The sequence below is a fragment of the Pontibacter actiniarum genome (genome assembly GCF_003585765.1).
Taxonomy (GTDB): Bacteria; Bacteroidota; Bacteroidia; order Cytophagales; family Hymenobacteraceae; genus Pontibacter; species Pontibacter actiniarum.
In genome coordinates this window covers 2,306,338-2,324,134 of the sequence record NZ_CP021235.1, presented here as the reverse complement: position 1 = coordinate 2,324,134, position 17,797 = coordinate 2,306,338, and the positions used below count along the sequence as shown (strand labels likewise).

The following is a 17,797-nucleotide window of genomic DNA, read 5'->3' as shown; positions in this document are numbered from 1 at the left end:
ACACGAAACGATGCTGAACGGAATTTCCTGGAGCATGTACCTAGCCAGCGCCGGGGGGCTCCTTGCGCTCTACTACCTAGCGCTGGTGCTCTGGCTGTACAGGCACCGCATGCAACGGCTGCTGCAGGCAGGGAGGCAACCAGCTCCCACTCTCGCCGGGGTACCGGGGGGGAGTGGGGGGAACGACTTAAGCTACGAAGAACTGACAAAAGTGGCGTCTCAGATACGCCACGGCATCCTCACGGAGGCAGGCAAGAATGCCAGCAAGCCGGATCTGCTCCGCCGGATCCACGCGGTACTGGCCAGCCGGGGCGGGTTACGCCAGCCTGCCTCCCGGGGTGCCCTTAACCAGTACATCGTGCAGCAGGCCCACATGCTGTCTGGGGTAAGCTTCACCGAGGCGGAGCTGGAGCAAGCTTGGATAGGGCTTTTCTCGGAAGAGGGGACTGTTGCCGAAGCAAAACCGGATGTTTCACAAGTTAACCCATAGAAAAATGCAAACTGTCAACTCAACTTTCTCTAAACAAGCGGGTGGAATGTTCCCGCGCCCCTGGGCTGGGCTGGCCCTGCTCTGTGTCCTGACTCTGGTAAGCTTCTGGGCCCAGGCCCAGGACGGCAATGCGGGCATCCTAGAGGCCAACCAGAAAGTGCGAAGCTACTTTGACTCGGGCACCCAGCTCATGTATGCGGTGGGGGCGCTTTTAGGGCTGATCGGGGCCGTGAAGGTGTACCAAAAATGGAACGCCGGGGACCAGGATACCGGCAAGGTGGCCGCCGCCTGGTTTGGCAGCTGTGTCTTTCTAGTGGTGGTGGCTACGGTGATTAAATCCTTTTTCGGGGTCTAGGCACAGGGCGCACAAGCACATGGCCACAAGTGTCTATACTCTCCACAAAGGCATCAACCGCCCCATAGAATTTAAAGGGCTGAAGGCCCAGTATATCTGGTACCTGGGAAGCGGGGTGATCGTCCTGTTGCTGGCCTTCTGTCTGCTGTACGCGCTGGGCCTGAGCACCTTCTCCTGCCTGGGCCTGGTGCTCCCGGCTGGGGCTTGGATGATGCGCCGGGTGTACCGGCTGAGCAATACCTACGGCGAGCACGGCCTGATGAAAGAGTTAGCCCGGCGGCGGGTGCCGCGCCTGGTACGCCAGACCGGCCGGGCTGTTTTCCTTGGCAGCGGTCGGGAGGAACAAAGGCTTTCAAACCAATACTAACAAGACGTGATGATGAGCAAAACACTACAAGAACTCTGGCCCCTGCTGGGCGTCGAACATGACTGCCTTCTTTCACGGCGGGGGGAGGTCACGGTGGCCTTCCGGGCGGAGTTGCCGGAGCTTTTTACCCTGTCAGACCAGGAGTACGAGGCCTTTCACCAAGCTTGGGTGAGGGCAATCAAAGCCCTGCCCGAGCAGACAGTCTTTCTCAAACAGGACTGGTTCCTGGAAAGGGGCTACCAGCCGGACTATGCCAAGCCGGAAGCCAGTTTCCTGGCGCACAGCAGCGAGCGCTTTTTTAACGAGCGCCCCTACCTGGAGCACAGCTGCTATATCCTGCTGACCAGGAAGCCGGAGGGGCGCAGGGCATCTACTTCGCTGCGCTCCGCCCTGCTGCGCGCCTCTTCAGTACCGGCGCTGACGCTGCAGCCGGCCCTGCTGCAGAATTTTCTGGACAGCGTGGACCAGTTCCGGCACATTCTGGAGGACAGCGGGTTTGTGCGGCTCATGCGGCTGGGGGAGAGTGAATTGCTCAGCCAGCGCCGGAAGCAGGGCCTGGTCGAGCGCTACTGCACACTGGCTGAAGAGGAGGGGGAGCCGCTGCGCAAGGACCTGGTCTTTGCCGAAGACATCCAGGTAGGGCGTCAGCACGCCAGGCTCTACACGCTGGGTGACGCGGCTGACCTGCCGGCGCTGTGCGGGCCCCGCCTGACCTATGCGCGCTATTCCACGGACAGGACCAAGTTCAGTGTTGGCTTTGCCGCCTCGCTGGGCCAGCTGCTGCCCTGCAACCACCTCTACAGCCAGTACATTTTCCGGGAGGATGCGCAGCGTACGCTGCACCGGCTGGAGCGCAAGCGCCTGCGCCTGCAGTCCCTGTCGGCCTATTCGCGCGAGAATGCCATCGCCCGCGACGCCACCAACGCCTTTCTCAACGAGGCCCTGAGTGCACAGCGCCTGCCGGTGAAGGCGCACTTTAACCTCCTAGTCTGGGCAGAGGAGGCGGCCAAGACGAAGGAGCTCAAGAGCAAGGTCACCGCCGCCCTGGCCCAGCTGGATGCGGTGGCCAAGGAGGAGACGGTCGGTGCCCCGCAGCTTTTCTGGGCCGGCATCCCGGGCAACGCCGGGGACTTTCCGATGAACGAGACCTTTGACACTTTCGCCGAGCAGGCCAGCTGCTTCCTTAACCTGGAGACCGGTTACCGCTCTTCAGTGAGCCCGGTGGGCCTGCGCCTGGGCGACAGGCTGACAGGCCGGCCGCTGCACGTGGACCTTTCGGATGAGCCGGTCAAGCGGGGAGTCTGTACCAACCGCAACAAGTTCATCCTCGGTCCCTCCGGCAGTGGCAAGTCCTTTTTTACCAACCACCTGGTGCGCAGCTATTATGAGCAGGGCACGCATGTGGTACTGGTGGACGTGGGCCACAGTTACCGAGGGCTCTGTAACCTGGTGGGGGGCTGCTACTTCACCTACGATGAGGGGCACCCGATCTGCTTTAACCCCTTTCACATTGAGGGCGGCGGCATGCCGGACACGGAAAAGAAGGAGAGCATCAAAACGCTCCTGCTGGCCCTGTGGAAGAAGGATAACGAGCCGTTCCTGCGCTCGGAGTACGTGGCCCTCTCCGGCGCCCTGCAGGGCTACTATGAAAAGCTCGCGAGCCAACGTGGCCTGCGTCCGGGCTTTGACAGCTTCTATGAGTATGTGCGGGACGAGTTCGTCGTCTCCCTTTCCCGGGATAAAGTGAAGGAGAAGGACTTTGACATCGGTAATTTCCTCTACGTGCTACGGCCCTACTACCGGGGCGGCGAGTTCGCTTTCCTGCTCAATGCCACCGAGCACCTGGACCTGCTCTCCGAGCGCTTCATCGTCTTTGAGCTCGACAATATCAAGGACCACCCGATCCTCTTCCCGGTGGTGACCATCATCATCATGGAGGTCTTCATCTCTAAAATGCGCAAGCTCCAGGGTGTGCGGAAAATGATTCTCATCGAGGAGGCCTGGAAGGCCATTGCGCGGGAGGGCATGGCTGAGTACATCCGCTACCTGTTCAAGACCGTGCGCAAGTTCTACGGGGAAGCCGTGGTCGTGACCCAGGAAGTAGAGGATATCATCTCCTCGCCGGTGGTAAAGCAGGCCATAATCAACAACTCAGACTGTAAGATCCTGCTGGACCAGAGCAAGTATCAGAACAGGTTCAGCCAGATTCAGGAGCTGCTGGGGCTGACCGAGAAAGAGAAGGCCCTGGTGCTGTCGGTGAACAGGGCCAACGACCCCATGCGAAAGTACAAAGAGGTTTTCATCAGTCTCGGGGGAACGCTCTCCAAGGTGTACCGCACCGAGGTGTCCCCGGAGGAGTACCTGGCCTATACCACCGAGGAGCGCGAGAAGGTGCAGGTAGCTGCCTATGCCCGCCGCTACGGAAGTGTGCAGCAAGGCATTGCTGCGCTGGCCCGGGACTTGCAGCAGCCTGATTGCTCACAGCCATCCTTAACGACAACATCATGCGAAAACGCATCCTAATGCTTGTACTGGTCCTCCTGGCAAGCCTGGTCAGCCCACACGGCGCCTGGGCGCAGGATCCCGTGACCGAGGTCATCAAAGCCGGCGTGAAGAAGGCCATTAAGGCTGTGGACCTGCAGATCCAGCGGCAGCAGAACAAGGTGATCTGGTTTCAGAATGCCCAGAAGCAGCTCGAGAATACCATGTCCCGGTTGCGGCTGGGTGAGATCCATGACTGGGTGGAGCGGCAGCGCAGCCTGTATGCCCAGTACTACCGGGAGCTCTACCAGGTCAAAAGCCTGGTGGCTGACTACCAGCGCCTCAGGGGCCTGGCCCGCAAACAGGCGCAGCTGCTGGCCGAGTATGAGCGTGTCTGGCGCCTGCTGCGGCAGGACCCGCACTTCAGCGCCGAGGAGTTGGCCTATATGGCCCGCGTGTACGGCGGCATGCTTGAGGAGAGCGCGCGCCACCTAGACCTAGTCCTGCTGGCGGTGCAGGCCCTCACCACCCAGATGGGGGACGCAGGGCGGCTGGCGCTGCTCAACCGCGCTGCCCAAGGGGTGGAGGCCACGTACAGCGATCTGTTGCGCTTCAATAACCAGAACGTGCTGCTCAGCCTGCAGCGGGCCCGTTCCCGCCAGGAGGCCGAGACCCTCCGCCGGCTCTACGGGCTGCCGTAACGCCGGCTTGCCGACAGGAAACACATTACTTTAACCTTTAAGACAGACAATATGAAAGTACAGATGCTATGCCTGCTCCTTGCGCTTGGCTCGCTGGCGGCCCGGGCGCAAACCTTTGACGAGTGGTTCCGCCAGAAAAAGACACAGCAAAAATACCTGCTCGAGCAGCTGCTCGCCCTGCGGCTGTACGGGAGCTACATGCAAGAGGGCTACGGGCTGGCCCGAGAAGGCCTCTCGGTGATCGGTTTGGCCGAGGCAGGGGAACGGGACGAGCACGCTGCTTACTTCAGCGCCCTGGCCGGTGTGAGACCGGCGGTGGCTACGTCGCCGCGGGTGGCCACCGCCGTGGCCCTGGGCACAAGGCTCCAGCAGTTGTGCCTGGAAACAGGAAGCCAGGCGCAGGGCAGCAAGCTGCTCACCCCAACGGAAAAGGCGTACGTGCACCGGGTGCTGGGCCGCCTCCTGGACGAGCAGGAGGCGGTGCTCGCCGCCCTGGCACAGACGCTTTCCCCGGGCCAGCTGACCATGGGGGACGCTGCCCGGCTGGAACGACTTGATGCCGCCTGCCAGGCCCTGCAGGAGCTCTGCGGTGTGGCCAGGCGCCTGGATGAGCACGTCCGTCTGCTAGCCCTAGCCAAGTGGCAGGAACAAGGCGCCCTGCAGGGCGAGCGACAGTGGCTTTATAGGCAAGGGGAGGGCGAATGAAAAAGTTCTGTCTCCTCCTGCTCTTTGCCATGGCCTGTGGCCTGCGACTACAGGCGCAGTCTGCCGAGGCGCAGCAACTGCTGCTCAACGTCGAAAAGCTTGCCCAGCTCAAGCAGCTCCTCTCGGATATGAAACAGGGCTACCAGGTAATCAACACTGGCTACACCGCGATCCGGCAGGTGTCGGAGGGAAACTTCCGCCTGCACGAGGCTTTCCTAGATGGCCTGCTGCAGGTACGCCCTGCCGTCCGCCACTACAGGCGCGTGGCGGATATCCTGCGCGATCAGTTCCAGCTTGTGCGCGAGTCCGAGCAGGCCCTTCGGCGCTTCCGCGCAGCCGGCTGCTTCAGCGCGCAGGAGCTGGATTACCTGTCTGGGGTCTACGGGCGGCTCTTGGAAGAGAGCTTGCTGCAGCTTGAGGCCCTTTCGCGGCTAATCACCGACGGGCAGCTGCGCATGCAGGACGAAGAGCGCCTGCAGGCCATCGATGCCCTCTTTCTGGACGTGGAAGAGGCCCTGCTGTTTTTGCGGCGCTTCAACGGCAGCACCAGCCTGCTGGCTCTGCAGCGGGCCCGGGCGGGGAAAGACGTGGCGGCTGCGCGCGCTTTGTATGGTATCACCCCTTAACTCACTCCACATGAAATACTGGAAACACAGCCTAATACTGCTGGCCTGTGCGCTGTTGCTACCCGGCCTGCTGCAGGCGCAGGGCCTATCGGGCGAGACGGGCAGCCTGCACCAAGTGCTCGAGCAGCTTTATGGAGAAATGCTGCCCCTGTGCAGCGGCCTCATGCAAGTGGCGCAGGGTATCGCGGGCTTGGGAGCCCTGTGGTATATCGGCTCCCGGGTTTGGCGGCACATCGCCCAGGCGGAGCCCATTGATTTCTATCCCTTGCTTCGGCCTTTTGCCCTAGGCCTGGCCATTGTGTTATTCCCCGCGGTGCTGGACCTTTTGAACGGGGTGCTGTCTCCTACGGTAGCGGCCACCTCGGCCATGGTCGGCGACTCGGACAAGGCCATCGCCGTGCTGCTACAGAAGCGGGAGGAGGCGCTGCGGGGGACGGCTGCCTGGCAGATGTATGTGGGCGAGGCGGGTGCCGGCGACCGGGATCGCTGGTATGCCTACACCCATGAAGAGGCGCCCGCGGGGGAGGGCCTGGTGGAAGGCATCGGCAACGATATCCGCTTTGCCATGGAGAAGGCCTCCTACAGTTTTCGCAACTCGGTGAAGGAGTGGCTAAGCGAAGTGCTGCGTCTGCTCTATGAGGCGGCGGCCCTGTGCATCAACACTGTCCGGACCTTCCAACTGGTGGTGCTGGCGATCCTGGGGCCCCTGGTGTTCGGTCTGGCGGTCTTCGACGGCTTCCGACATACGCTCACTGTCTGGTCTGCCCGCTACATCAACGTGTACCTCTGGCTGCCGGTAGCCAACATTTTCGGGGCCATCCTGGGCAAGGTGCAGGAGATGATGCTCACGCTGGACCTCTCGCAGGTGGAGGAGGCCGGGGAGACATTCTTTAGCCCCACGGACACGGCCTACCTGCTCTTCCTGGTCATGGGGATTGTTGGTTACCTGACGGTGCCCTCGGTTGCCAACTACATCGTGCACGCCAGCGGCGGCAACACGCTGCTCTACAAGATCAGCAACCTCTTCAGCGCCACGTCCCAGGGCACGGCGCAGGCGGTGTATGCCGGAGCCGCTACGGCGGCCGGTGGGGTCGGCAGCACCGCTGTGGCCATCAGCCATTTGGGCAGCTGGGCAGGTGGGGCAGTCTCCTCCCCCGGATCGGGACAAAGCCCGGACGCGCCTTCGGCCTTCCAACACGATCGCATCTCCGGTGAGAAGTAGTGAAGAACCCATAAACCTCTTTATGCTATGTTCACACAAATGAAAAACATTGACAGCGCCTTTCGCCTGGTGCGCGGCTTTGCACTGCTCACCGTGTGCGGCAGCCTGCTGTTGAGCGGCTTTGCCCTGTACCGGAGCCTCCGGCTGGCCCAACAGCTCCAGGACCGTGTCTATGTGCTGGCAGGGGGGCAGGCCCTGGAGGCCTTCGCCGCAGACCGGGACGAGCATCTCCCGGTGGAGGCCCGCCACCATGTGAAAACTTTCCATGAGCTCTTTTTCTCGCTGGACCCGGACGAGCAGGTCATTGAGCGTCACGTGGCCAGGGCCTTGTACCTGGCCGATGCCTCAGCCAAGCGCGAGTACGACAACCTGCAGGAGCAGGGTTTTTACACGGGCCTGATCGCCGGCAATATCAGCCAGCGGGTGGAGGTAGACAGCGTGGCCGTGGACCTGAAGGTCTACCCGTACTTCTTCCGCTGCTACGCCACCCAGCGGCTGGTGCGGGCCACCAGCACGGTATGGCGCAGCCTGGTTACGGAAGGCTATCTGCGCAGCGTCTCCCGCTCGGACCATAACCCGCACGGGCTCCTGATTGAGCGCTGGGTCACCCTGGAGAACCGGGATGTGAAGGTCGAGCGGCGCTAAGCCGTGAGGTGCCTCCTGGAGCAACTGTATCTAACGCACACTAAATCCAAGCCATCATGAAACATCCGACTTCAACCATGTCCTCCTCACGCAGGCGCAGACTCCTGCTTGTCCTGCCTCTTTTAAGCTTTCCCTTCATCACCCTGCTGTTTTGGGCGCTGGGGGGAGGTCAGACGCGGAAGCTGTACCCGCAGGACAGTGCCCAAGTTGGCCTAAACCCGTCCCTGCCCCACGCGCAGCTGGAAGAAGGGATGGCGGCGGGGAAACTGGGCTACTACCAGCAGGCAGCGCACGACTCTGCGCAGTGGCTGGAACTGCAACATAAGGACCCCTATGCCCCGGGACTGGTGGTGGGCGGCCTTCCGCCGGTACAGACTTCTGGTGCCCTGTCTTCCCTAAGCGGAAGCGCTTCAGAGGGATACCAAACGCAGCAGGCGCAGGTGTACCAAAAGCTCCGGCAGCTTGAGGCAGCCCTCGAGGACGTGCCGGTCGTGGCACCTGCGGCGCGTACGCAGGCCCTCCCACAGCAAACTGTCGCCGACATACAACTGGGCCGGCTGGAGCAGCTGATGCGCTCGGCCCAGCACGAGGGCGGCGCAGATCCAGAGATGCAGCAGGTCAGCGGCATGCTGGATAAGATTCTCGATATTCAGCACCCACAGCGGGTCCTGGAAAGGAGCATGCACTCTTCCCAGACGGGGGCAGGGCAGGTCTTTTCGCTATCCTTTGCTGGCCCGGGCGCCCCCATAAGTTTATTAGGACAACATGGACAGGAGGCACCTGTAGATAGTGTGCAAGGCTTTTATGGCTGGGATACCCCCGTAACAGCTGATTTAGCCCCGAATATGCTTCCGGCCGTGGTGCAGGAGACACAGGCGCTAGTTACAGGGGCTATCGTGAAGCTGCGGCTGGAGGCGGATGTACTGCTCAACGGCACGCGGATTCCCCGAGGAAGCTTTGTGTTTGGGACGGTTGCCCTGGAGGGAGAACGGCTCCGGATCAAGGTCAGCAGTATTCGGCGGGGCCAGCGTCTGTTTCCCGTGGATTTGTCGGCCTATGACCTGGATGGGTTGGAGGGACTTTACATCCCCGGGGCTATCACCCGGGAGGTGGCCCGTCAGTCGGCAGACCGTGCCGTGCAGGGCTTCGGCCTTCCCTCGCTCGACTCTTCCCCGGAACTCCAGGCAGCACGAGCAGGAGTGGCGGCCGCCAAGTCCCTGTTCAGCAAACAGGCAAAACTCGTCCGGGCAACAGTGAAGGCGGGCTACCGGGTGCTGCTGCGGGATGCCCGGCAAACCTAGGCTTGCGGTCCATCACCTTTCCTGGCTATATGTCACACGCTTATTTCCAATCATATGAAAAAGAACAACTTCCTTCTGGCATTCCTGTGGCTGCTTACCGCCAGCCAAGCCTTTTCCCAAACTGGCCTACGGGCAGTACGGGGTACCGCCTTGCCCGTGTGCCAGTTGACCGTCTCCCCGAACAAAACCACACACCTTGTTTTTCCCTTCGCCGTCCAAAGCGTAGACCGGGGGAGCGGGGATATCCTGGTGCAGCAAGCAGCCCCTGCCGAGAACATGCTTCGCGTCAAAGCGGCCAGCGCCGGTTTTCGCCAGACAAGCCTGACCGTGCTCACTGCCGACGGGAGCCTTTACACCTTTGTGGTCTCCTACGCTCCGGAGCCGGGTGCGCTCTCGCTGCAGCTGCCCCGGCTACCGCTGTCCGCCGCTCCGGTTGCTTTTCTGCCGGGAAAAGCGAACAGAGCCGTGCTCGAGCGCGATGCGGCCTGTGTGGCGGCAACAGCCGGGGGCAAGCACCGCACCGCCCGCTCAGGGGGCATGCGCCTGCAGGTAGGGCAGTTTCATATCCGTGGAGAGGTCCTCTACTGCCAGTTCCGGATTCGCAACAGCACCAGCACCCGCTATAACTTAGACCAGTTTCGCTTCTATGTCCGGGACCGGCAGGGCCGTCGACGTACGGCATCACAGGAACTGGAGCTAAAGCCCTTGTACATCCACGGGGCAGGTGCGGTGGAAGGGCATACAGAACGTGTACTGGTGGTGGCCCTGCCTAAAGTGACGCTGCCTGATAAAAAGTACCTGGTTGTGGAGCTGATGGAACGAAACGGCGGACGTCACCTGCAGCTTAAGCTGTCCAGCCGTCTGCTGCTGCAGGCCAAGGCTTTCGACCAAGTAGACTAACTGATCTGCATACTTGTTTCATCTAACATGAACGACCATGAACGAGAAAAACTTTGCCTATCTGCGGGACCAGGTCAAGTACACCGGTTTCGGCGAGGGCCTGGAGAGCCAGCTGCGCGAGAAAATGCAGCAGGGGGGAGCTTCCTTTGAGCTCTTCCACAACGTGAGCTATGGTAAGGACCAAATGGCCACGGTACTGGAGTTTCGCAAGTCCAGTCAGCAGGACATGTACTTTTTTAACCGCTACTTGGCGGCCCTCAAGCCCGAACGCGCCGCCGACAGCACCGAGCAGACCTTCTACATCAACAAAGGCAACAATATTACGCTGAAGGAGGCCTACAACCTGCTCAGCGGCCGGGCCGTCAACAAGGACCTGACCAACAAGGAGGGAGAGCTCTACAACGCCTGGTTGCAGCTGGACTTCAAGCAGACCGATGACCGGCAGAACTACCTGGTCAAACAGTTTCACCACAACTACGGCTATGACCTGGAGCTTGCCCTGGGCAAGCACCCGGTTAAGGAACTAAAAGATGCGCAGGAGAAAAGCCTGCTCCTGGAGTCCCTGCGGAAAGGCAACCGGCAGGCCGTGACCTTTGAGCTAGGTGAGGGGCGGGAGGCACGTTATTTCGTGGAGGCCAGCCCCCGGTATAAGTCTGTGAACGTCTACGATGAGCACATGCAGCGCGTGCGGCCGGCGTTAAGCCAGCAGCAGGCCCAGACCGCCGGGCAGGAGCCCCAAAAGACATCGCAGCTGGCGGCCTGGAAGGAAAATCGCGAAGAGGTCAGGCAGAAGCCCCCTCGGAAGGGCCGGTCCATTGGGTCATGAAAAGCGTGTGGCCTGGTTCTCCCGCCCCGGAAGCTAAGGTGCCGGCCAAGCCAGTGGAATGCCCCACGCAGCCGCTCCTGTGGTTTTTCACGGCCATACGTCGGGACCCGCGCATTGGTCCATCCCATATTGCCCTGTATGCGGCCTTGTACCGACGCTGGTTGGAGCAGGCAGGGACGGACCCCGTGCTCGGCTACAGTCATGAGCTGATGCCGGCTGCCAAGCTCTGCAGCAGCGGCACCTACCACCGTGTCCTGCGTGAGCTGCACGCCTACGGCTATGTGCGCTACGTGCCATCCTATAACCGACTGCGGCCGAGTCAGATCTTCCTGCACCCTGAAAGCCGGGGCAGAAAATAGCCGCGCCCTGTGCGGGCAAAAAGGCGGGACTCGGTTCCGCCTTTTTGCATGCTATCCAAGCAACGTTGAAGATATGACCTATGAAATCAAAAGGGAAAAACCCGCTCAGCCCGGAGAAAGCGTTGGAGATCCTGCGGAAAGAGGGGGTGCAGGTGTCGCTGGAGCAGGCGAAATCTATTTTAGAATTTTTGCGGAACTTAGCTAACGCAGCTGTAAGTCAATATTTAAGAAATAGAGACAGCTAATAGACCTTCTCCCGAAAAACCGGAAGGCTGTAGCGTAGCGAATCCGGGTAATACCCACATAGAGTTAAAGGCGATTCGACACAAAGGGCCAGCGTTTACCAAGGCACAGACCACCTCTGCCCTCAAGCAGCCATCGGCAGGTGTTTCTGTAGCCGAGATATGCCGCAAAAGGAGCATCTCCAAGGCCATTTTCTATGCATTTCTGGTTTAGGAGTATCGGAATAACTGAAGCTAGCCCAACTGGAGGAGGGCCGTCAGCTCAAAAAGCTGGAGACCGACCAGAGGTTAGATTAGCAGGTGCTGCAGGGCGTGCTGTATAAAAGGCTCTGTGGCTAACCCAGGTAAAGTCTCACAGGCCATACAAGGCTCCTAATTTGGGAGGTGAGCGGGGGATACGAACGGGCTGCCAACTCTACGCCTCAGCTAGGTCTTATAGATGGGGCGCATCAAGTTTGTCAGGGAGAGTATTAACAAAGCAGCCGACAGGTAACGCAAGAGAAGTGTCTGCCACAGATGCTTTATCTCCTTAAGAGGCTGATTTGATTTAGGAAGATAAAAAAGCAGGTGCCGGCTGTTGGACAAGAAAAGTTTGCAGACTAACAGTCTACTACTATTACCGCAAATGGCGGCGCAATGGTTTCTGGGATCTGCTCCATGACTGCCTCCACAAGGAAGTGAGGGGCAGGCATGGCAAAGATCATTCCCCGAGCGTGGGCATCCTGGACTCGCAGAGCGTGAAGACCGTGCAGCAGGGAGGGCAAAGGGGGGATGATGCGGCCAAGCGGGTGAAGGGACGCGAGCGGCACCTGGTGGTGGACACGCTGGGGCTGCTGATCATGGTGATAGTGCACCGGGCCGACATCAGTGAGCGGCGGGGAGGCCGCTACTTGCTCCTGCGGGTTGCCTCCAGGGTAGGCGATTTCGGCAGGCTCCGCGTCTTCTTCGCTGACCAGGGCTACGGCGGGCAAAAGCTGCGGAACTGGGTCAGGAGCACCTTTAGGGCGCGGGGCTGGAGGCTTCAGATAGTGAACAGGATTCACAAGAATTGCCCAAACGCTGGATTGTGGAGCGAACCTTCGGCTGGCTTAACCTCTACCGAAGGCTCTCCAAGGCCTATGAGCGCAGCACCAAGTCAGCTGAGACCATGATTCAGATTGCCATGACACATATCATGCTTAAGAAACTAGCTGATTGAATTCTAAACAGCCGCTTTCTTCCACTTTATGTTTTGGAAGAAAGTGTAATCTGCTAAAAGCAGGTGCAGCAACCTGCTTAGCCAGTAGTGGTGAAGGGCGGAAGAACCGTACAGGTTATTCGGTGCTATTTGTTGCAGGGCCTCCACTTATATCAACGAGGTACCTGTTTCCTCTTTTGACACCTCGTTCGCAGTTAAATAATTTGATTATTCTGATAGGGGAATAGTGACCTGCCCAACGGTATGCACACTTTGATGTGCCATAACAGCGCAAAACTTTGCAATTGAGGTGGTTTTCCTGTATTATGATTTTTCAAACCTCACTTTAAGAGACAAATACCTATGAGTACCGCTACGCCTGGCGATGGGGTGATAAGGCAGCTGAAAGTTTTGCCGTGGGAGGATCTGAAAGCGTTTGAAAGTTTTTACAAGGAGCACTTTGTTAAAATGGTGATTTTCTGCGAAGGCATCACCGGAGACAAGGACCTGGCAGGGCAGCTGGTGCAGGAGGCCTTTTGTAAGATCTGGGAAAACCGGCACTCCCTACAACACGTCACCACCCCATCCGCTTACCTGTGTCAAACCGTTCGCAACACAGCCCTTGACTATATCCGAAGGTATAGGCGAGAACTGCACGACCAAACGTTTTCCGATGTTGAGTCGGAGAGAGGTGAGCTGCCCTTGTCAGAGCAGCTGACCCCCTTGGTGAAAAGGGCCGCTGCCAAGCTGCCCACCAAGTGCCGCCAGATCTTTGAGATGAGCTATCTGGAGGGCTTGAGCAAAGAGGACATTGCCACCTATTTAGATATTTCCCCCCTAACGGTGAAGAAGCAGCGCGTCATTGCGCTCCGCAAAATCCGTGAGGAGCTCCTGCCGCTTATGGATAAGCTGCTCCTGCTGGTATGGTTGCTAAAATAATGTAGCTGCTTTGCCCTCTCAGCCATTCTCTTTCTTCTCCCGCATGATCTCTGAACTTGTGGGAGTTCGCCATGTCCGGTTGAACACTTTGTCATAGGAATATGAACTCCTCTCAAATATTTTCTGATTTTTTTATAACATTTTACTCCCCTTGGCGTAGCCGCTCGTCTTTTCCCTGAAAGACTTAAACATTGGACTCACAAGATAACATACCTGAAGTGAAATGGCCCGAATACCTGGAAGCTTGGTTTTCCGGGGAGGCGGATGCCGAAACAACGCAGGCGCTGCTGGCCTGGAGGCAGGCCTCGCCCGAAAACGAACGGCTGTTCCGTGCTTATCAACGAGCCTTGGTACCCCATCCACCGGATTGGGCACAGCAGCTGGATGTAAACCGTTCCTGGCAGGAGCTTCTTCCCCGCTTAACAGAGGAGAGCGGGCAGGAGGCTGCAGCGGAAACGAGCCATCGCATAACATGGCGTATACATGCCGTCGCGGCCGCAGCGGCATCAGTGTTGCTGTTGCTTGCCTGGTGGATGATGAGCCCGAAGGTGCACAGGCTGCAGGTAGCTGCGGGGCAGAAAATGGTGTGGCTGCCCGATAGTTCGCAGGTATTGCTCAATGAGCATAGCGTGCTGACCTATGAGGAGGGCTTCGGTGAGGAACACCGCAACCTGACCTTGGAGGGACAAGGCTTTTTTGAGGTAAGGCCAGATAAGCAGCTCCCCTTCAGGATTAAAAGCAAGGCGGCGATCACACAGGTAGTAGGGACAAGCTTTGACCTGCAGGCTTACCCCTCGCAGGCGCGGGAACGTTTGGCTGTGGTGACGGGGGTGGTGCAGTATCAGCCGCTGTCCCCGGAGGGAAAGCCCATAGGGGCGCCTAGGGTGGTGAAGGCAGGACAGAGCCTTACCTCCCAGGGAACGGCGGGAGGAACGGTGTTCAACCCCGCTATTCCAATTGAACAGCTCATCTGGAGCGGCCGCCTGGTATTCCAGCAGGCTACCCTTGAGCAGGTGCTGGATGTGATGGAACGCTATTACGGAAAGCAATTCGTGCTAGAGAACCCCGCCGCCGGTAAATGCCTGCTGACAGCTTCTTTCTACCAGGAAAAACCAAGCGATGTACTGGATGTGATTGCCCTGTCAATGCGCATGGAATGGAAGCAACAGGGGGAGACTTACCTACTTAGTGGAAACGGTTGTACTAACGATATATGAAGAAACGTCTACTCTTATTATTAGCGCTTGGCTGTTGCCTGCGTGTGACCACTGTGCAGGGGCAGCATCCATTGAGTCAGCCCGTTTACCTAGACATGGGAAAGGTAAGCCTGGAGGAGTTGCTGGATGCGCTGGAAGAGAACTACGGGTATGATTTTGCCTACAGCCCGAGCCTTTTGCCGCTGGACACACAAGTGTCTACGCAGTACCAGGGGCAGCCGCTGGCACTGATCCTGGATGAGCTCTTTGGCTCTCTCAATATCTCTTACCAGCTGAAGGGAAGCCGGATCATTCTTACCAAGCCAGCAGCAGTTGCCCAAGAGGTGAGAACGGTCAGCGGTCAGGTGCTCTCCGAGAAGGACAGCGAGCCGCTGATTGGGGCAACTGTGGTCCTGAAAGGGACCAGCAAAGGAACGGTGACGGACCAGAACGGCCGGTATAACCTTCCTGTCTCCTCAGAGGACGCGGTGCTGGTCTTTTCTTACATGGGTAAGCTGCCGCAGCAGGTACCTGTAAAGGCACGCAAGGTTGTCAATGTCATGCTCCGGGATGATTTAGTTCAGCTGCAGTCGGTTGTTGTTACCGGGTACGGTACGGAGCAAAAAAAAGAAGACCTGGTGGGCAGCGTGGAGTTTGTGACGGCTGAGAAGCTCAAGCACCGGCCGGCAGACCGGGTGGACCAACTGCTGGAGGGGGTGGTGCCGGGCCTGCGCTTTGAGGTGCAGAGCGATGATGCCAGCAGTGCCCGCCCCCGCTACCAGACCCGGATCCGGGGAGCAGCCTCCTTTAGCGCCTCCAACGAGCCGCTATGGATCGTGGACGGGGTGCCGGTGTACACCGGGGGGAGCACAAACCTTATTCCAGGCGTTAGCGCCAGCGTGAGCCCCCTATCTTACCTGAATCCCAGTGACATTGAGTCGATTACCGTACTAAAAGATGCCTCGGCCACCTCCATATACGGGGCCAACGGTGCCAACGGGGTGGTCCTGATTACGACCAAGCGGGGCAAGAGCGGAGAGGACCGCCTGAATGTGCGTGTCCGCAGGGGCATCAACAGCATCAGCGATACTAAGTTTCAAGTGCTCTCCGGGGATGAGTTCCGGGAACTGGCGCGCGAGGCCTACGCCAACAGTGGCCTGGATCCGGCTGCCTATCCGTATGGCGGAGAGGCGGATACAGTCAACACGGACTGGTATGATGCTTTCTTCCGCACCGGTCAGACGTCGGATTACAACCTTTCGCTGACCGGGGGAAATGAGCGAACAAAATACTTCATTTCGGCAGGCTATTACAAGGAAGACAAAACCATGCTGGCCAACAGCACGCAACGCCTGTCTACCCGCATCAACCTGGACCAGCGTATCGGTAAGCGGCTCAACCTGAACTTCCGCATGGGCGGCTCCTATAATAAGAACAAGCTGTTCACGCCGGGCGACTACTATTATACGACGCGGCCCAACATCAATCCTTACCAGCCAAGCGGTGACTTCGCCCTGTACGATGGGGTGACAGGCAGCAAGCTGTTCAACAAGCTGGCCGAGGCGGCCCAGAACGATCACAGCCAGAACACCTTTGCCGTGAACGGGAACGTGGGCGCGGTGCTGGTCATTTTGGACGGACTGGATTTTACTTCCCGTAACGGGATTGATTTTTACAACATCCGCGAAGACCAGTATGCCTCCCGCAAGAACTGGTCGGGCAGGGATTTAGAGGGCAACCCGATGGGGTATGCCGACAGGGCGCAGACGAACTTCTTGAAGTGGATCAGCATAAACCGGCTCAACTACAGCAAAGCCATCGGCAAGCACCAGGTGGATGCACTCCTGGGCACGGAAGCCTCAGATGGCAGGCGAACCTCCCTGTCCGGCTCGGGCTACAACTTTGCCAACGACCACATCAAGGAAATCACCTACACGCCCTATGAGACGCAGCGGGCCAACAGCAGCGCCGAGGAGGAGAGTGCCTTCTCAGTGTTCTCCAACCTGAGTTATAACTGGGACCGCCGCTACTACGTGACGTTGAACTTCCGGCGGGATGGCAATTCACGCTTCGGCGATGATGTAAGGTGGGCGAACTTCGCCTCGGCAGGGGCTTCGTGGAACATCCACAATGAGGCCTTCTGGAAAAGCAAGACAGTGAACTTCCTCAAGCTAAAAGCCAGTTACGGAACAAACGGAAACTCGCGCATCGGCAATTATGCGGCCAAAGGGCTCTATAGCTTCGGGGCCGACTACGCCTACAACAACAGCCCCGGCGCGGTGATCTCCACCGGGGAAAACCCGGACTTCAGTTGGGAGACGACCTATATGTTCAACACGGGGCTCCGCATCGGCTTTTGGGACAGGGTGTATTTGGAAGGTGAGTTTTACAGCAATATCACCGACAATCTGATTGACAAGGTGGATGTGACGAGGGCCACCGGCCAGACCCGGATCTACCGCAACGTAGGGAAGGTGCAAAACGCGGGCGTGGAGTTTACCCTTTCCACAGTAAACATCAACTACAGAGACCTGCAGTGGACGACAGATGTGAACCTGGCGCATAACCGCAACAAGATCCTGGAGCTTTACAACGGCAACGATAAGTCCTTTGGCACGAGCATACGCCAAGTGGGTGAAGACGCCAGCACGCTTTACCTGGTGCGCTGGGCCGGGGTGGACCCCCGGGACGGGGCCCCGCTTTGGTATGATGCGGCCGGCAACCTGACCCGGGTGTACGATGTCAACAACCGGGTGCCTGTCGGTTCGACAAACCCTGATTTCTTTGGCGGGATCACCAACAGGGTCAGCTACAAGAACTTCTCGCTGAACGTGCTGCTCAACTACACGGTGGGCGGCTATGCCTTCAGCAGCCTGCGGCGCAATGCGGAGTCTGACGGGGTATACTATATGGAGGACAACCAGTCTAAAAACCAGCTCGACCGCTGGCAGCGCCCGGGGGATATGGCTACTACCCCTAAGCTGATCTGGGGCGTGAGCCAGTCTTCCATGCGCAACTCCACCCGTTTTATCCATAAGAAGACGAACCTTCGCCTGCAGAACATCAGCCTGGGCTATAGCCTGCCGGCAGAGCTGGTCAGCAGGTTCTTCCTGCAGCACGCCAATGCCTATGTGCAGCTGGACAATGTGGGCTTCTGGACTCCTTACAGGAATAGAGAAGACCGGAACACCTATAAAAACTCCTTCTCGCCCTATCCTGTGGAGCAGGTGATATCAGCAGGGCTTAACCTTGGAATATAGTCAAA

At 58.8% G+C, this 17,797-nt stretch carries 17 protein-coding genes and 1 pseudogene; all 18 read left to right on the top strand.

Annotation, left to right across the window (positions count from 1 at the left end):
* Positions 1 to 10: 10 nt before the first annotated feature.
* The 18 genes and pseudogenes from CA264_RS10035 (at position 11) to CA264_RS09950 (ending at position 17,792) form a co-directional block, all read left to right on the top strand.
* A complete protein-coding gene (locus CA264_RS10035; RefSeq protein WP_025606813.1) occupies positions 11 to 490 on the top strand; it encodes a hypothetical protein in 480 nt (159 codons plus the stop codon).
* A 4-nt stretch (positions 491 to 494) separates the two neighbouring features.
* Positions 495 to 845, top strand: coding sequence for a DUF4134 domain-containing protein (locus CA264_RS10030; RefSeq protein WP_025606812.1), 351 nt, complete (start codon positions 495 to 497; stop codon positions 843 to 845).
* Between the two features lie 19 nt (positions 846 to 864).
* A complete protein-coding gene (locus CA264_RS10025; protein WP_025606810.1) occupies positions 865 to 1,212 on the top strand; it encodes a DUF4133 domain-containing protein in 348 nt (115 codons plus the stop codon).
* A 9-nt stretch (positions 1,213 to 1,221) separates the two neighbouring features.
* Positions 1,222 to 3,735: a TraG family conjugative transposon ATPase gene (locus tag CA264_RS10020; RefSeq protein WP_335682916.1), complete on the top strand. Its 2,514-nt coding sequence runs from the start codon at positions 1,222 to 1,224 to the stop codon at positions 3,733 to 3,735.
* The gene (locus CA264_RS10015) at positions 3,717 to 4,394 is read left to right on the top strand and encodes a hypothetical protein (protein ID WP_025606808.1); all 678 of its coding nucleotides are present in this window, start codon (positions 3,717 to 3,719) and stop codon (positions 4,392 to 4,394) included. The genes CA264_RS10020 and CA264_RS10015 overlap by 19 nt, the downstream gene beginning before the upstream one ends.
* 51 nt (positions 4,395 to 4,445) lie before the next feature.
* Positions 4,446 to 5,099 carry a hypothetical protein gene (locus CA264_RS10010; RefSeq protein ID WP_025606806.1) on the top strand — a complete coding sequence of 218 codons (654 nt, stop codon included), beginning with the start codon at positions 4,446 to 4,448 and terminating at the stop codon, positions 5,097 to 5,099.
* Complete coding sequence (locus CA264_RS10005) at positions 5,096 to 5,725, top strand: hypothetical protein (RefSeq protein WP_025606804.1); 630 nt, start codon at positions 5,096 to 5,098, stop codon at positions 5,723 to 5,725. Before CA264_RS10010 ends, CA264_RS10005 begins: the two co-directional genes overlap by 4 nt.
* Positions 5,726 to 5,735: 10 nt before the next feature.
* Positions 5,736 to 6,947, top strand: coding sequence for a conjugative transposon protein TraJ (gene traJ, locus CA264_RS10000; RefSeq protein ID WP_025606802.1), 1,212 nt, complete (start codon positions 5,736 to 5,738; stop codon positions 6,945 to 6,947).
* Between the two features lie 39 nt (positions 6,948 to 6,986).
* Positions 6,987 to 7,592, top strand: coding sequence for a conjugative transposon protein TraK (traK, locus tag CA264_RS09995; protein ID WP_237151205.1), 606 nt, complete (start codon positions 6,987 to 6,989; stop codon positions 7,590 to 7,592).
* Between the two features lie 56 nt (positions 7,593 to 7,648).
* Positions 7,649 to 8,893 (top strand): conjugative transposon protein TraM, encoded by a 1,245-nt coding sequence (traM, locus tag CA264_RS09990; protein WP_025606798.1) that lies wholly within the window; start codon positions 7,649 to 7,651, stop codon positions 8,891 to 8,893.
* Between the two features lie 54 nt (positions 8,894 to 8,947).
* Positions 8,948 to 9,793 carry a conjugative transposon protein TraN gene (traN, locus tag CA264_RS09985; RefSeq protein ID WP_025606796.1) on the top strand — a complete coding sequence of 282 codons (846 nt, stop codon included), beginning with the start codon at positions 8,948 to 8,950 and terminating at the stop codon, positions 9,791 to 9,793.
* Positions 9,794 to 9,830: 37 nt separating this feature from the next.
* Positions 9,831 to 10,619: a hypothetical protein gene (locus CA264_RS09980; RefSeq protein ID WP_025606794.1), complete on the top strand. Its 789-nt coding sequence runs from the start codon at positions 9,831 to 9,833 to the stop codon at positions 10,617 to 10,619.
* Complete coding sequence (locus CA264_RS09975; protein WP_051364405.1) at positions 10,616 to 10,978, top strand: hypothetical protein; 363 nt, start codon at positions 10,616 to 10,618, stop codon at positions 10,976 to 10,978. Before CA264_RS09980 ends, CA264_RS09975 begins: the two co-directional genes overlap by 4 nt.
* 80 nt (positions 10,979 to 11,058) lie before the next feature.
* Complete coding sequence (locus CA264_RS21850; protein WP_162912072.1) at positions 11,059 to 11,223, top strand: hypothetical protein; 165 nt, start codon at positions 11,059 to 11,061, stop codon at positions 11,221 to 11,223.
* Between the two features lie 674 nt (positions 11,224 to 11,897).
* Positions 11,898 to 12,418: pseudogene (locus CA264_RS22435) on the top strand (IS5 family transposase).
* 342 nt (positions 12,419 to 12,760) lie between these two features.
* Positions 12,761 to 13,336 (top strand): RNA polymerase sigma-70 factor, encoded by a 576-nt coding sequence (locus CA264_RS09960; protein ID WP_025606790.1) that lies wholly within the window; start codon positions 12,761 to 12,763, stop codon positions 13,334 to 13,336.
* Positions 13,337 to 13,554: 218 nt separating this feature from the next.
* Positions 13,555 to 14,553: a FecR family protein gene (locus tag CA264_RS09955; RefSeq protein ID WP_211332071.1), complete on the top strand. Its 999-nt coding sequence runs from the start codon at positions 13,555 to 13,557 to the stop codon at positions 14,551 to 14,553.
* A gap of 95 nt (positions 14,554 to 14,648) precedes the next feature.
* Entirely contained in the window at positions 14,649 to 17,792 is a 3,144-nt protein-coding gene (locus tag CA264_RS09950; RefSeq protein WP_162912070.1) for a SusC/RagA family TonB-linked outer membrane protein, read from the top strand.
* Positions 17,793 to 17,797: the final 5 nt, after the last annotated feature.

Excerpts from the sequence above, each read along its gene's own strand:
- CA264_RS10030 (WP_025606812.1), top strand. The coding sequence starts at position 495 with ATGCAAACTGTCAACTCAACTTTCTCTAAACAAGCGGGTGGAATGTTC.
- CA264_RS10025 (WP_025606810.1), top strand. The coding sequence starts at position 865 with ATGGCCACAAGTGTCTATACTCTCCACAAAGGCATCAACCGCCCCATA.
- traJ (WP_025606802.1), top strand. The coding sequence starts at position 5,736 with ATGAAATACTGGAAACACAGCCTAATACTGCTGGCCTGTGCGCTGTTG.
- CA264_RS10035 (WP_025606813.1), top strand. The coding sequence starts at position 11 with ATGCTGAACGGAATTTCCTGGAGCATGTACCTAGCCAGCGCCGGGGGG.
- CA264_RS21850 (WP_162912072.1), top strand. The coding sequence starts at position 11,059 with ATGAAATCAAAAGGGAAAAACCCGCTCAGCCCGGAGAAAGCGTTGGAG.
- CA264_RS09975 (WP_051364405.1), top strand. The coding sequence starts at position 10,616 with ATGAAAAGCGTGTGGCCTGGTTCTCCCGCCCCGGAAGCTAAGGTGCCG.
- CA264_RS09980 (WP_025606794.1), top strand. The coding sequence starts at position 9,831 with ATGAACGAGAAAAACTTTGCCTATCTGCGGGACCAGGTCAAGTACACC.
- traK (WP_237151205.1), top strand. The coding sequence starts at position 6,987 with ATGAAAAACATTGACAGCGCCTTTCGCCTGGTGCGCGGCTTTGCACTG.
- traM (WP_025606798.1), top strand. The coding sequence starts at position 7,649 with ATGAAACATCCGACTTCAACCATGTCCTCCTCACGCAGGCGCAGACTC.
- CA264_RS10020 (WP_335682916.1), top strand. The coding sequence starts at position 1,222 with ATGATGAGCAAAACACTACAAGAACTCTGGCCCCTGCTGGGCGTCGAA.
- CA264_RS09960 (WP_025606790.1), top strand. The coding sequence starts at position 12,761 with ATGAGTACCGCTACGCCTGGCGATGGGGTGATAAGGCAGCTGAAAGTT.
- traN (WP_025606796.1), top strand. The coding sequence starts at position 8,948 with ATGAAAAAGAACAACTTCCTTCTGGCATTCCTGTGGCTGCTTACCGCC.
- CA264_RS10015 (WP_025606808.1), top strand. The coding sequence starts at position 3,717 with ATGCGAAAACGCATCCTAATGCTTGTACTGGTCCTCCTGGCAAGCCTG.
- CA264_RS10005 (WP_025606804.1), top strand. The coding sequence starts at position 5,096 with ATGAAAAAGTTCTGTCTCCTCCTGCTCTTTGCCATGGCCTGTGGCCTG.
- CA264_RS09950 (WP_162912070.1), top strand. The coding sequence starts at position 14,649 with ATGGGAAAGGTAAGCCTGGAGGAGTTGCTGGATGCGCTGGAAGAGAAC.
- CA264_RS10010 (WP_025606806.1), top strand. The coding sequence starts at position 4,446 with ATGAAAGTACAGATGCTATGCCTGCTCCTTGCGCTTGGCTCGCTGGCG.